The sequence below is a fragment of the Neorhizobium sp. LjRoot104 genome, assembly GCF_964253725.1.
GTDB lineage: Bacteria > Pseudomonadota > Alphaproteobacteria > Rhizobiales > Rhizobiaceae > Neorhizobium.
The window spans coordinates 4,483,308-4,496,984 of the sequence record NZ_CAXURS020000001.1; the positions used below are offsets into that span (position 1 = coordinate 4,483,308).

A 13,677-nucleotide genomic window follows, 5' to 3' on the forward strand; every position below is an offset into this window, starting at 1 on the left:
GTTGATCCTCGGAGGTCTTAAGGAACCTAAGCCCCGGTGAGATCCTTGAGGAAGTCGTCGCACCAGCGGGTGACGTCGTGTTCGAGGAGATGCTCCATCATGCGGCCCCAGCGTTCCTTGCGCTCTTCGAGCGGCATGTTGATGCCGCGCGCAATCGCGTTCGCCGTGCCTTCGATGTCATAAGGATTGACCAGCAGCGCACCGCGGAGTTCGCGCGCCGCACCCGCAAAACGCGATAGCACCAGTACGCCCGGGTTTTCCGGATCCTGTGCCGCGACATATTCCTTGGCGACCAGGTTCATGCCGTCGCGAAGCGGTGTGACGAGCCCGATCCTGGCGAGCCGGTATAGGCCTGCCAGAACGGGCCTGCCGATCGAGCGGTTGATATAGCGGATCGGCACCCAGTCGACCGTGCCGATGGCACCGTTCACGCGGCCTGCCTGTTCGGCCACCATGCGCTGCATCTGCTCGTATTCCGGCACTTCGGATCGGGATTTCGGGGTGATCTGCAGGTAGGTGACGCGGTTGTGATGGGCGGGGTTGGATTTGACGAAGTGCTCGAACGCATCGATTCGCTGGGTGATGCCCTTGGAATAGTCCAGCCGGTCGACGCCGATGATCAGGTCGCGGCCTTCGACGCTCTGCTTGGCCTTGCGCACCATGATGTTGCTGGCCGCTTTCTTCGCGTATTCGGCAAATGCGGCAGTCTCGATACTGATCGAATAGAAGCCACCCTTGAAGGTGCGCCCGTAGGAACTGAGCTTACCCCCTTCCAGGGCGTCGCCGATGCCTTCGCGTATAAGCCCGCCGACGAAATTGGCGAGGTCGTGGTCTGTCTGGAACCCGACCAGATCGTAATACGAAAGCCCCTTCATGATCTCCTCGTGCACCGGCATCGTGAAGAGCACGTCCGCCGGCGGCCAGGGAATATGAAGAAAGAACCCGATCTTGTTCTTGAGACCCATCTGGCGCAGTTCCGCGGCAAGCGGGATCAGGTGATAGTCGTGTATCCAGATGATGTCGTCTTCCTGGATGAGCGGCGCCAGCTTATGGGCAAAGAAGCGGTTGACGCGGAAATACCCGGCCATTTCCTTGCGTCCATATTCCGCCAGATCCATCCTGTAATGACAGATCGGCCAAAGCACGCGGTTGGCAAACCCGTGGTAATATTCCTCGACATCCGTCTTGGTGAGATCGGTGAGCGCATAGGTGATGTTGCCATGCTGCTGCATGTCGAGCGGCGCCGGCTCCTTCGCGCCGCTGGACTTGCCGGACCATCCCATCCAGATGCCGCCGTGCTCCTCCAGGGCGGCCTGCAGCGCGACGGCCAACCCGCCGGCTGGGGCGTCGCCGCTTTTTTGCGGAAGGGTGACACGGTTCGAAACGACGACAAGTCGGCTCAATATATTGTCCTTTCAGCTCATGCGGATCTGGTGTCACTCGCCAGGGCAGTGATCGCCGCGCGCAGAGCCGCAGCCGAGGGGAGGGTGGATCTGGCAAGCGTCTCCGCTTCGGTTTCCGTAATGCGGATGGAGTGGCCGCCGAGCTCGTTGGCGACGCGGAACATCGCCTCGTCGGTCAGATCATCGCCGATCGCGATCGGCTTGCGGCCCTGGAAGGGCGGCTGATCGAGAAAGGCCCGCAGGGCGTGGCCCTTGCTCGCCTGTGCCGGCCGGATTTCCATCACCATCTTGCCGTGCTGGAGCGTGAAGTCCGGACCTGCCCTGTCGAGGTAGCGCGGCATGGCCGCCTCGACCGCCTCGCGTTGCTCCGGCGCCTGGCGATAATGGGCGGCGACGGCCGCGCCCTTGTCCTCCACCAGAACGCCCGGCCATTGGCTGGCTTCACGGATAAGAGCCACCTTCAGATCCTCGAACGCGGCATCGGTCCCGACACGGCTGATCGCCCCGGAGGGATCGCGGCGCTCCGAGCCGTGCAGGCCTGCGATCGGAAACTTATACGGTGTGAAAAGCTGGTCGGCATAAGGAAGAGCCCGGCCTGTGACCAGCGCCAGCGCGCCGCCGAGCCTCATGGAAAGACGATGCAGGTTTTCGGGCAGTTCCGGCGGTACGACGATCCCGTCCGGGGTCTCGGCAAGGTCGATCAGCGTGCCGTCGATATCGAGAAACAGCGCCCATCGCTCAGGTTCGAGGACGAGTTTTCTGAGAACGGGATCCTCCGGAAGGGGCACTTCTGCTGTAGCTGGGCTCGACTGTTCTTTACGCGACATCTGCCTATATCTAGGCAATCAAACTGCTGGGGCAACCTCGAAAGACAACGTGTTGTCGCAAAAAGTGATACGCCGTTTGCCAAAAAGCTGTCATGAAGGTGCCGGCTTCATGTTTCGTTAAGCAATTGTCGAGACCTTGAAGTTCTTGGATTTTCAGGCCGCAGACGAGCGGCAATGTTGGAGCATAAAGACCCATGTGTCGTTGGGCAGCCTATCGCGGCGAACCTCTTTATCTGGAAGAACTCGTCTCCTCGCCTGCCCATTCCCTGATAGAGCAGTCTCATTGCGCCACCCGCGCCAAGACCGCGACGAATGGTGATGGTTTCGGCATCGCCTGGTATGGCGACCGGCCGGAACCCGGCCGCTACCGCGACATCCTGCCCGCCTGGTCCGATTGCAATCTGAAAAGCCTTGCGCGGCAGATCCGTTCGCCGCTTTTCCTTGCCCATGTGCGGGCGGCAACCCATGGCGCGACGCGGCGCGACAACTGCCATCCCTTCGTCCAGGGCCACTGGTCGTTCATGCATAACGGCCAGATCTCCGGCTTCGAGCGCATCCGCCGGCACATGGAGGGCATGCTCTCGGATGCGCTGTTCGACGCCCGCACCGGCACGACGGATTCCGAACTTCTCTTCCTGCTCGCGTTGCAGTTCGGGCTAGACGCCGATCCGCTCCGGGCCATGGAAAAGGCCATCGCCATGGTCGAAGACCTGTCGATGGAAAAATCGGGAGAGGCATTGGTACGCTTCACCGCCGCCTATTCCAACGGTCGGGAACTCTACGCCGTGCGTTACGCCACCGACCACAAGCCGCCAACGCTCTACGCGGCCCCGATGGGCGGCGAGACGGGGCATTGCCTGGTGTCCGAACCGCTGAACGATGAGGCCGATACCTGGGTGGAAATCCCGGACGGCAGCGCCGTCGTGGTTGGCGCCGATGGCATGCAGGTCACGCTTTTCCGGCCGAAGGCCCTGTCCGAAGCAGCCTGAAATCTATCCCAGCTTCGAAGCGATCAGTGCCGCAAGGCGCTCCGCCACCTCGTCCTTGTCGAGATCTGGCCAGTCGTCGATGCCGTTGGCGCTGATGATCTTCACCCGGTTGCGGGTGCCGCCCATGATGCCGGTTTCCGGTGAGACGTCGTTGGCGACGATCAGGTCGGCGCCCTTGCGTTCCAGTTTCGCGCGGCCGTTCTTTTCGACATCCTGGGTCTCTGCGGCAAAGCCGACCACCAGCTTCGGCCGCTTTTCGTGATGCCCGACGGTCTTCAGGATGTCCGGATTTTCGGTCAGCAACAGGGGAGGCGGGGCCTCGCCCGGCTGCTTCTTGATCTTCTGGCCGGCCGACGAGGCGACGCGCCAGTCGGCAACCGCCGCCACCATGACGGCGATATCGGCCGGAAGACCGGCGATCACGGCTTCCAGCATTTCCTCTGCGCGTTCCACATGCACGGTTTTCACGCCTGCCGGATCGGCAATCGTCACCGGTCCGGAGACGAGCGTCACATCCGCGCCGAGCTTTGCGAGCGCTGCCGCGATCGCATGGCCCTGCCGGCCGGAAGAGCGGTTGGCGATGTAACGCACCGGGTCGATCGGCTCGTGGGTCGGGCCGGATGTGACGATCACCTTCTTGCCGGCGAGCGGCTTCGGTGCGCCGTCCAGCAGTTTGACCGCCGCCGCGACGATCTCAAGCGGCTCGGCCATGCGGCCGGTGCCGGCCTCGTTGCTTTCGGCCATCTCGCCCGCCATCGGACCTACGAAATGGATGCCGTCGGTCTTCAGCATCTCGACATTGCGCCTGGTCGCGGGCGCGGTCCACATTTTCGGGTTCATGGCGGGCGCGATCAGGACCGGCCGGTCGGTGGCGAGCAGCACGGCGCTCGCAAGATCGTCCGCCAGCCCATGCGCCATCTTGGCCATCAGGTCGGCGCTGGCAGGTGCCACGATGACGAGGTCGTTGTCGCGGGCAAGCCTGATATGCCCGACATCCTGCTCGTCCTCGCGGGAAAACAGATCGATATAGACATGGCTGGCAGAGAGCGCGCCGACCGCGAGCGGCGTGATGAATTCCTGTGCCGCCCTCGTCATCACCGGCCGGACGGAGGCGCCCCTCTCGCGGAGCCGGCGGATGAGGTCGAGGCTCTTATAGGCCGCGATGCCGCCGGAGATGATCAGAAGGATGCGCTTGCCAGAAAGTTCCATGCTCGTACCCGATACCACAATGGCCGGAAGCTAAGCCTTTGGCCGCCAAGTTGCAATTGTCTTGCGCATCGCCGGCGCCGCGGAACAGTTGCAGCCGATGGGAGTTCAGCAGCAAAGGGAGAACCGCCATGACAAAGAAGATCGTTCCGAAGAAGATCGCCGGATTCAAGGTGCCGAAATCCGTGCGCAAGTCGTCCCTGCTGCGCAATATGCTCGCGAGCCGCACCGGCCGGCAGATGCTGGCGAGAGCGCTCGTCGCCGGCGCCGGTGCAGCGGCCGCGGTGCTGACCGATGAGCGTACCGACATCCGTAAGCCCGGCAACACGAAAGGCCGCAAACGTGCGCTTGCCGCGGGCGTGGCCGGCGAGGCGATCGAGAGCGCCACCGCCGCGGCCACCGACATCGTCGCCGGCTCGACGCGCCCCCTTTTCGAGGCAGGCGCGAAGGCGAAAGAGGGCCGCATTTTCCGGGAGCCTGTCACGCACTGACAGGAAGGCGGTTCTTGCATCTTGCGTTAGATTCTGGAGTAAGTTACTCCTGTTTGCGGCCGGATGCGGCCAGCCGCCCGCGGCGCTCCGGCGTCCAGGTGAACGCATCCACTGCCTCTCATCCTTTTGCCGATCCGGCCAATGATGACGAACGGGTCAGTAATGCGGGCGCTGATTGATGGGCCCAAGAGGCTCTCGTTCGCCCGTTGAAAGGATGATGAGATGCGCGATTTCCGCGATGCGAAACTGATGGCGAAAAGCCTGCGCGAGGCGCTTGCCGAGCGTAAGGTCGAGCTGACCCATAGCCAGGCCCTGGAGCTGGTTGCGACACAGTTCGGCTATGACAACTGGAACATTCTTGCCGCAAAGATCGATGCCGCAGAACCGCAACAAAGGAAGCCGGATGCGGTTTCGATCCAGCCGGCGATCCCGATCTTCCGGATCTTCTCAGTCGACAAGGCGATGGAATTCTACCACGATTTCCTGGGCTTCACGGTCGACTGGGAACATCGCTTCGGCGAAAATTTCCCTCTCTATTGCCAGATTTCGAGAAGCGGCATGCTGATGCACCTGTCCGAACATGCGGGCGATGCCTCGCCGGGGGCGCGGGTCTTCGTGCCGATAACGGGTGCGCGCGCCTTTCAGCAGGAGCTGATCGGCAAGAACTACCCGTACATGAAGCCGGGCCTCGAACAGGCGGACTGGGGTCTGGAAGTGACGGTCACCGACCCGTTCAACAACCGCATTACCTTCTGCGAGCGGGAGATCAAGCCGCAGGCTTGATCTGACAGGACCCGGCATAGGGAGCGGCAGCGGCCTTTACCGGCATGATGCCGCCCCTCGTTGCAGGCGAACGGGTCGCCCCGGAAAACTAGATCTTCTTCCTGGCCGTCGCGAGCGGCTCGGTCGTCAGCTTGAAATCCGTCATTTCCTTCGGTGTCAGATAATAGAGCCGGTCCGGCGGCGTTTCGAGCGCATGGATCCAGAGCCCTGCGCCGATGCCCATCTGGTCGAGGTGCCGGGCCACCCGCGCGGTGGTCGCCTGCGCGGCGGACATCGCCTGTTCCGCCGAAGGCCGGTCCTTGCCTCCGTTGAATACCTGGTGGACGCCGATCACGGCATCCTTCTCGGCCGAACGTCCGACACCCCCGGCAAACACGATCGGGCAGGAAGAGGCACACAGCGCCTTCGATGCCACCCTCGCGTCGAGCTTACGGTCGCGGATCAGTTTCGACATGGCAAGCGCATCGTCCACCGAGCCGCCGGGGGAATTCAGCGTCACCGTCTTCACATATTCCCCGCGCGTTTCGATCTCCCTGGCGAAGCGGGCGGCGGCGCCCGGATCGATCGTGCCTTCCGCGAGCAGCACGCCGCCTGTGGTGAGCTCGAAGGTCATCGGCTTTCGTAGCACTTCCTTCGGGCTGGCGGGCTGCACCGGCGGCGCGGCGGGCACGCCTTCGGTCAGGGCCGGCGGCAACACGGGCTGGCCGTCATGCATCGGATCGAAGCCGGGCAAGGCGGCGTTCATCGTCGTCATGTCGCGAATATCGACGACGAGAAAAACAGCCGCAGCCGATAGAAGCACATAGAAGGCGCCGCGCATCAGCCTGCCCTCGTCGAGCGTCCTGATCGCCTCACCGATCCTCATGCGAACGGTCCCGGCTGCGTGACTTGAGATCGATTGCGGTGATGTTGTTCGGCTCGAGTTCAGACGCGGGTTCCGGCCTTGGCGCCGATGTCTTGTCCTCGGCTTCCGTCTTGGCGATCGTCTGTTCGACATTCACCCCGCTCGCGGTAACAGCACGTTGAACTTCGAGCGCCCTGAGAAGCTCGGCCGCGGTGATCCGTTCGGCGAAGGGCAGGTTTTCCTCCTGGCGGCGGATCGCGCCATGGACGGTGGCAAGAATGAAGACCATCACGCCGGGCAGAAGGTCGATGGAAATGGCGCCGGCCCAGGCGGGAATGAAGTCCTGTGCATAGTGCAGCACGGCCTCGGCGGACGAGAGCGGCACGAAACGACGCTCCTGAACCCCTGGACGGGTAAGGATCTCGTCGGCGGCCTTGGCAAGCGCCTTGGATTGCGCCGTGACCGAGGTGCGGACGGTGTCCATCACCTGGTTCTGCCGATTGACGAGATCGGCCGCACCGCCATCCGGAACCGGCGCGATGAAACCAAGCGACAGGTCGTCCGCCGCGCGACGGATCGACGGGGCGATCGAGGTCTGCGCCAGCGAGGTGATGACGCCCGTCAGTGCCACGGCTTCGGTGGAAAACTGGTCGGCACGGGGCTCGATCGTGCCGGGTGCCGAGACCAGCGAACGCATCGTCTCGAGCCGTTTCTGGCCCTGGGTGAAGAGGTCGTCCACCTGTTCGCGCGAGGCGTTGATATTGGCCTGCAGCGACTTCATCTGCGCCGACATCTGGCTGAGAAGCTGTACGACGCTGCCCGATCCGGTCGTGCCGGTCAGCGAGCCGGACTGCCGTTCGACGCCGGCAAGCTGCGAAAACCGCTCGGAAGCGCGCTGGATATCCGGCAGCAGGCTTTGCGCCGCGAGCGCGTTCTGGTGGGCACGGTCGAGATCAGCGGTATAGTCCTCGACCGTTTCGGAAAGATGTTGCTCGACGGCCGCGGAGCCGGCAAGTGCCGCCGCGTTCAGCCAGCTCGACATGGCAAGGATCATTGCTGCGCCAATCGCCATGACACCAAGCATGGCCGACCGCCCGGCACGAGTCGTCACATGCGGATAGAACCGGGCCATATAAGACCAGAAGGCATAGATGCCGACCGACACCGAAGCGGAGTAGATGACCGCCGCAAAGAACACGGCCGTCGGCGACCCGTCGAGGATGCTGCGCGCACCGAGATAGGTGTAGACGCCGGAGGCGAGCGCCAGCACGGCGAGCGCGAAACGGGTCATCGTCTCGACGGCCGCGACGCCGTCATGCAAGCGTTGAGTTGCGCCTAGCGCCATGAAATCGTCTCCGGAAGGCTAGGCCCCAAAAGGAATGTATTCCTTAACAGAGAATGAAAAACCCGGCGGAATAAAGGCCGCATTAAAGCTGCAACAGGGCCGAAGCCCTTGTGGAACCGGGTTATTTCAACATCAGGAAGCCAGACACCGGGTCTGTGGGGAGTTCAGCTCAGAATAAAGGCGAGATACAGCAGAGACAGCGCGATGATCCAGAGAGCGACGCGGCCTGAACGGTTGTGTCGTGCTTCCGACCTGCCGATCGCGTCAGCAGTCTCAGGATCGAAGCGCAGGCCGTGCTCGCTCATATAGACGAGTTCCTGGTGCAGCGTCTCCGTCTTGGCGGCGATTTCCGGCAGCGCCTCGGCAAGCTTGACGGCGGCTTTGACACCATCGCGCAGATCGGAAACGATCCGTTTCGGTCCGAGATTGTCGCGGATCCACTGGCCAACGACCGGCTCCGACGCCTTCCACATGTTGAAGCGCGGATCGAGCATGCGCGACACGCCTTCGACCACGACCATGGTTTTCTGCAGCAGGATCAGTTCGGTGCGGGTCTGCATCTCGAACAGGTCGGTGACCTCGAAGAGCAGGGCCAAGAGGCGCGCCATGGAGATCGTTTCGGCCGGCTGGCCGTGGATCGGCTCGCCTATCGCCCGGATCGCCTGGGCGAAGCTCGCCACGTCGTGATGGGAAGGAACGTAACCGGCCTCGAAATGCACTTCCGCGACGCGCAGATAGTCGCGGGTGATGAAACCATAGAGGATTTCGGCGAGGAAGCGGCGCTCCTTCTTGCCGAGCCGGCCGACAATGCCCATGTCGACCGCGACGATCGTGCCGGCGGAATCAACGAACAGATTGCCGGGATGCATGTCCGCGTGGAAGAAGCCATCCCGCAGCGTGTGGCGCAGGAAGGACTGGATCAGCACCTCGGCGAGCTTTTCGAGATTATGCCCGGCGGCGCGAAGGCCTGCAACATCCGACATCTTGATGCCGTCGATCCACTCCATGGTGATCACGTCGCGGCCGGTGCGCTCCCAGTCGACCAACGGCACCCGGAACCCCGGATCCTCCTTGGTATTCGCGGCGATCTCGGAAAGCGCCGCAGCCTCCAGGCGCAGGTCCATTTCCACCTTGGTGGTCTGTTCGAGCGTCCGCGTCACCTCGACGGGCCTTAAGCGGCGGCTGGAACGCATGAAGCGTTCCTGCATGTGCGCGAGCAGGTACATGCTCTCGATGTCATGGGCAAAGCGCTGGCGCACGCCCGGTCGCACCACCTTGACCGCCACCTTCCTGTCATTGACGACGGCTGGATGGACCTGGGCGATCGAGGCGGCAGCGATCGGTTCGCCGAAGGCGGAATAGAGATCGCCGATCGTGCGGCCGAGCGATGCCTCGACCGCCGATTTCGCCGTCTCGGTCGGGAAGAATGCCATCTGGTCCTGCAGCATGGCGAGATCGACGGCCCAATCGACGCCCACCACATCCGGGCGGGTCGCCAGGAACTGGCCGATCTTGACATAGGAGGGGCCAAGCCGGTCGACCGCGCGGGTCAGGCGTTCGCTGCGCGCCTGCGTCTTGGAGCGAAACCGCGCCAGAGGCTCGACCAGTGCTTTGACGAGGCCGATGGAAGGAGGCATGTCCTGGGTCGGCAGGGCCGATACCACGCCCTCACGCACCAGGACCCAGCCGACACGGGCAAGCCGGAAATAAGCGCCGATCGTGCTCATGCGTTCAGAGCTTCCAGCCGGAATGCAGCGCCGCGATGCCGCCGGTATAATTGGTGTAGGTGACGCGCGAGAAACCCGCGTTGCGGATCATCGCCGCGAAATTTTCCTGGTTCGGGAATTTCCGGATCGATTCCACCAGGTATTGGTAGGGCTCGGCTTCGCCGGTGATCATCTTGCCGAAGCGCGGGATCGCCTTGAACGACCATTCCTCGTAGAAGCGCTCGAGAAGCGGCATCTCGACTTCGGAAAATTCCAGCACCAGCAGCCGTCCGCCGCGCTTCAGAACGCGATAGGCCTCCTTCAGCGCCACGTCGATATGCGGCACGTTGCGGATACCGAAAGCGATCGTATAGGCATCGAAGGAATTGGCCTCGAAAGGCAGCGACTCGGCATTGGCTTCAACGAAGGCGAGGTTTTCCGAAAGACGTTTCTTCTCAGCCCGCTCCGCGCCGACCGCCAGCATCGAACCGTTGATGTCGAGCACGGTCACATGCGCCTTCCGGTCGGAAGCCTCGACGATCCGGAAAGCGACGTCACCCGTGCCGCCGGCCACATCCAAAGTTTTATAGCCGGCATCTTTTCTCGGATTGAGCGAGGCGATCAGCGCGTCCTTCCAGACGCGGTGCATGCCGGCCGACATCACGTCGTTCATCACGTCGTAGCGTTTGGCGACCTTGTGGAAGACGTCGTTGACGAGGCCCTGCTTCTCGCCGTCCGCGACCTTGCGGAAGCCATAGGATGTTTCCATCCCGCCGTCGGCGCTGGTACGGGCTTCGGTCATCGGTGAACTCCTAACGTCTCTCTTCTGGTCGGCGACCATAGCGAAGTCGCGCATCCCGCGCTATCTGTGGCGCGTATTCATAAGATGGGTGCGACATCCGGTCCGGTCTATAGACCAGGCGCGATATCGTTGAAACAGGAAGTTGGTCAATCATGCCCGAATTGCCAGAGGTGGAAACCGTCCGGCGCGGTCTCGCCCCGGCAATGGAAGGCGCGGTGATCGCCAGGCTGGAACTCAATCGCCCGGATCTGCGCTTTCCGCTGCCGGAGAATTTCGCCCAGGCGGTCAACGAGCGCCGCATCGTCTCGCTCGGCCGGCGCGCCAAATACCTGCTGATCGACCTGGAGGACGATCTGACCGTGATCAGCCATCTCGGCATGTCGGGATCGTTTCGGATCGAGAACGAAATGCTCGGCGAGTTCCACCACCCGCGCTCGAAGGATCAGAAGCACGATCATGTCGTCTTCCATCTGAGACAGAAGGAAGGCCTGCTGCGTGTCATCTATAATGACCCGCGCCGTTTCGGCTTCATGCAGTTGTGGAAGCGCAGCGAGCTCGACCTCTATCCGGCTTTCGCCGAGCTCGGACCGGAGCCGACCGGCAATGCGCTCGATGCTGATTACCTGGCGGCCAGGCTGGCGGGCAAGAGCCAGCCGCTTAAAGGTGCCCTGCTCGACCAGACGGTGATAGCCGGCCTCGGCAATATCTATGTCTGCGAGGCCCTGTGGCGCTCGCATCTCCTGCCGACCCGGGCTTCGGGCAGCATCGTGACCAAGACGGGCAAGCCGAAGAAGGAGATGGTCCTCCTCAACCAGTCGATCCGCGACGTCATTGCCGATGCGATAGCCGCCGGAGGTTCGTCGTTGAGAGACCACATCCAGACGGATGGCTCGCTCGGTTATTTCCAGCACTCCTTCTCCGTCTACGACCGCGAGGACGAAGCTTGCCGCACGCCGGGCTGTAGCGGTACCGTCGCGCGCATCACCCAGGCGGGCCGCTCCACCTTCTATTGCCCGGTCTGCCAGGAGTAACCGCGGCCAGAACCAACCGACTGCCAGAAGCCTAGAGCAAAAGACCAGAAGAGGAGACATCGGATGAGCTACGAAACCCTGCTGACCGAAACCCGGGGCGCCGTCGCGCTCATCACCCTCAATAGGCCGACCGCGCTGAACGCGCTCAATTCGACCGTCATGGCCGAATTGACGCAGGCGCTTGCCGCATTCGGCAAGGACGCGGCGGTTGGTGCGATCGTGCTGACCGGTTCCGAAAAAGCCTTTGCCGCCGGCGCCGATATCAAGGAAATGCAGGGCATCGATTTCGTCGAGGCCTATGTGAACGACTTCATCTCGGGCTGGGAGGCGATCGCTGCCACGCGCAAGCCGATGATCGCCGCCGTCTCCGGCTTCGCGCTCGGCGGCGGCTGCGAACTCGCCATGATGTGCGATTTCATCATCGCCTCTGAAACCGCAAAGTTCGGCCAGCCGGAGATCACGCTCGGCGTCATCCCCGGCATGGGCGGCTCGCAGCGGCTGACCCGCGCGGTCGGCAAGGCCAAGGCGATGGACATGGTGATGACCGGCCGGATGATGGATGTCTCGGAAGCCGAGCGGGCAGGGCTCGTGTCGCGTATCGTTTCGCCGGAGCGGCTGATCGATGAGGCGGTCGAGGCGGCAGCGAAGATCGCCTCTTTCCCGCGCGGCGCGGTGCTGATGGCCAAGGAGGCCGTCAATCGCTCCTTCGAGACGACGCTTGCCGAAGGCCTGCGCTTCGAACGGCGGCTTTTCCATTCGCTGTTTGCGACCGCCGACCAGAAGGAAGGCATGGCGGCCTTCGTGGAAAAGCGCAAGCCGCAGTTCTCCAACCGCTAAATCGTGCAACAGCGGATGGTCATCCACCAAAATGCGCGTTGACTGGGGCGGGTATTCCGGTTATATGCCCGCCCACAGTTGGGAAAGCCTGATCACGGCTTCCTCTATTGCTCCCGAATTGCTGGATTGATGGTCGCAAGGACCGGCGCGGCAACGGCGGAGTTTGGTTCGAATTCGTAGAGAGGCATGAAATGGCCAATACAACTTCGGCGAAAAAAGCGACCCGCAAGATCGCTCGCCGTACCGCAGTCAACAAGTCCCGCCGCTCGCGCGTTCGCGGCTTCATCCGCAAGGTCGAAGAGGCTATCGCTACGGGCGATGTGGCGGTTGCTGCAGAAGCCCTCAAGGCTGCCCAGCCGGAGATCCAGCGCGCCGCTACCAAGGGCGTGCTTCACAGCAACACGGCATCCCGCAAGGTGTCCCGTCTTGCTGCACGTGTGAAGGCCCTTTCGGCCTAATTAATTTCACAAACTGTATCATAATGAAGCCTGGTCGTTCTGACTGGGCTTTTTGTGATTCTCTCAGGACTCCTTATATTTATCCGGCTCATTAACAATTTCGTGTCATCGGCGTGACAGAAAATATCTAGTTAAATCAATTTGTTACGGGAGGTCTATGAGTCCATGGGTGACTTTGGCGACGGGTAAAAGCTCCCAGGTGGAGTCAAGCAGATTTTTATTTTTTCTGTGAACGATCGTTCAGAATGTATGTCAATTTTGAATCCCATTGATTCAACAGCGATTCTCCATGAATGCCTCTGTGACATTCAAATCACGCTCGCCGAGTCAACGCCCGCCTCTTAATTTTGCGTAAAATTCATCATTGATCTTGGCATTTGATCCTGCCTAAATGGCCTCCAGCAAGGGGCGCGGGGATTACTTCAGAGGGCTGCCGGTCACCGTCACATGTAGGACGGCAGGTAGACTTTTTACCCTTTGCAACGGGATAAATCGCCCGTTTTCCTGATAACCATCGGTTGCGGTCCGGAGATTGGCATTTCCGGAAACGGCCGGTTTTTGTCAACGCTATCCGGTCCATACCCGGGTAAAGGAGGTGGAAGAGGTTCGGACGGCTCATGATGAGGATGAGGGCGTTCGTATATGCGGGGTGGCTCCTGCAAGCGCAGACCGTTCACGAGGCGGGCTGAGCGTAACTTTCGATCGGCTGCGAGGACGAGAGAAAGTTTTGAAACAAAGGGGACGGGCGGCGACGGTTCTCAATGATTGGGAATGGTTTGCTATGCCTTGAAACGAAGGTTGTTCTGGCGGCGTTAACGAGAACCGCCAGGCTACGCGATTTGGAAGGCGGCGAATTATGCATATGAATACTATATCAGCCCGTGCAGGTAATGGGGACCAAGCGCGGCAGGCATTTGATTCAAGTTGCTCCCAGGCGGCAGGGGAAACGACGGAA

General features: G+C 61.9%; 13 protein-coding genes. 6 read left to right on the plus strand and 7 right to left on the minus strand.

Annotated features, from left to right (window positions below; all coding sequences use genetic code 11):
* Window positions 1-26: 26 nt before the first annotated feature.
* Window positions 27-1,403 (minus strand): alpha,alpha-trehalose-phosphate synthase (UDP-forming), encoded by a 1,377-nt coding sequence (gene otsA, locus ACSQ8R_RS21975; protein WP_436255320.1) that lies wholly within the window; start codon window positions 1,401-1,403, stop codon window positions 27-29.
* 17 nt (window positions 1,404-1,420) lie between these two features.
* A complete protein-coding gene (otsB, locus tag ACSQ8R_RS21980; RefSeq protein ID WP_436255321.1) occupies window positions 1,421-2,230 on the minus strand; it encodes a trehalose-phosphatase in 810 nt (269 codons plus the stop codon).
* A 194-nt stretch (window positions 2,231-2,424) separates the two neighbouring features.
* Here otsB and ACSQ8R_RS21985 point away from each other — a divergent pair, with 194 nt between their 5' ends.
* Window positions 2,425-3,219 carry a class II glutamine amidotransferase gene (locus ACSQ8R_RS21985; protein ID WP_436255322.1) on the plus strand — a complete coding sequence of 265 codons (795 nt, stop codon included), beginning with the start codon at window positions 2,425-2,427 and terminating at the stop codon, window positions 3,217-3,219.
* A 3-nt stretch (window positions 3,220-3,222) separates the two neighbouring features.
* Here the strand turns inward: ACSQ8R_RS21985 and coaBC are convergent, their stop codons facing one another.
* Window positions 3,223-4,428, minus strand: a complete 1,206-nt coding sequence (gene coaBC / locus ACSQ8R_RS21990) for a bifunctional phosphopantothenoylcysteine decarboxylase/phosphopantothenate--cysteine ligase CoaBC (RefSeq protein ID WP_436255323.1) — start codon at window positions 4,426-4,428, stop codon at window positions 3,223-3,225.
* Between the two features lie 128 nt (window positions 4,429-4,556).
* Between coaBC and ACSQ8R_RS21995 the strand changes: the two genes are divergently transcribed.
* A complete protein-coding gene (locus ACSQ8R_RS21995; protein ID WP_436255324.1) occupies window positions 4,557-4,916 on the plus strand; it encodes a hypothetical protein in 360 nt (119 codons plus the stop codon).
* A gap of 222 nt (window positions 4,917-5,138) precedes the next feature.
* On the plus strand, window positions 5,139-5,699 hold the full coding sequence (locus ACSQ8R_RS22000; protein WP_436255325.1) for a glyoxalase superfamily protein: 561 nt from the start codon (window positions 5,139-5,141) through the stop codon (window positions 5,697-5,699).
* A gap of 88 nt (window positions 5,700-5,787) precedes the next feature.
* Here the strand turns inward: ACSQ8R_RS22000 and ACSQ8R_RS22005 are convergent, their stop codons facing one another.
* From ACSQ8R_RS22005 to ubiE, 4 genes are all read right to left on the minus strand, one after another.
* Window positions 5,788-6,564, minus strand: coding sequence for a hypothetical protein (locus ACSQ8R_RS22005; RefSeq protein ID WP_436255326.1), 777 nt, complete (start codon window positions 6,562-6,564; stop codon window positions 5,788-5,790).
* On the minus strand, window positions 6,551-7,888 hold the full coding sequence (locus tag ACSQ8R_RS22010; RefSeq protein WP_436255327.1) for a hypothetical protein: 1,338 nt from the start codon (window positions 7,886-7,888) through the stop codon (window positions 6,551-6,553). The genes ACSQ8R_RS22005 and ACSQ8R_RS22010 overlap by 14 nt, the downstream gene beginning before the upstream one ends.
* Window positions 7,889-8,052: 164 nt before the next feature.
* The gene (gene ubiB, locus ACSQ8R_RS22015) at window positions 8,053-9,615 is read right to left on the minus strand and encodes a 2-polyprenylphenol 6-hydroxylase (RefSeq protein ID WP_436255328.1); all 1,563 of its coding nucleotides are present in this window, start codon (window positions 9,613-9,615) and stop codon (window positions 8,053-8,055) included.
* 4 nt (window positions 9,616-9,619) lie between these two features.
* On the minus strand, window positions 9,620-10,396 hold the full coding sequence (gene ubiE, locus ACSQ8R_RS22020) for a bifunctional demethylmenaquinone methyltransferase/2-methoxy-6-polyprenyl-1,4-benzoquinol methylase UbiE (protein ID WP_436255329.1): 777 nt from the start codon (window positions 10,394-10,396) through the stop codon (window positions 9,620-9,622).
* A gap of 152 nt (window positions 10,397-10,548) precedes the next feature.
* Between ubiE and mutM the strand changes: the two genes are divergently transcribed.
* The 3 genes from mutM (at window position 10,549) to rpsT (ending at window position 12,722) form a co-directional block, all read left to right on the plus strand.
* Window positions 10,549-11,427: a bifunctional DNA-formamidopyrimidine glycosylase/DNA-(apurinic or apyrimidinic site) lyase gene (mutM, locus tag ACSQ8R_RS22025; RefSeq protein WP_436255330.1), complete on the plus strand. Its 879-nt coding sequence runs from the start codon at window positions 10,549-10,551 to the stop codon at window positions 11,425-11,427.
* A 63-nt stretch (window positions 11,428-11,490) separates the two neighbouring features.
* On the plus strand, window positions 11,491-12,264 hold the full coding sequence (locus ACSQ8R_RS22030) for an enoyl-CoA hydratase (protein ID WP_436255331.1): 774 nt from the start codon (window positions 11,491-11,493) through the stop codon (window positions 12,262-12,264).
* A 191-nt stretch (window positions 12,265-12,455) separates the two neighbouring features.
* Window positions 12,456-12,722 carry a 30S ribosomal protein S20 gene (rpsT, locus tag ACSQ8R_RS22035; protein ID WP_210010493.1) on the plus strand — a complete coding sequence of 89 codons (267 nt, stop codon included), beginning with the start codon at window positions 12,456-12,458 and terminating at the stop codon, window positions 12,720-12,722.
* The last annotated feature ends 955 nt before the right edge of the window (window positions 12,723-13,677 follow it).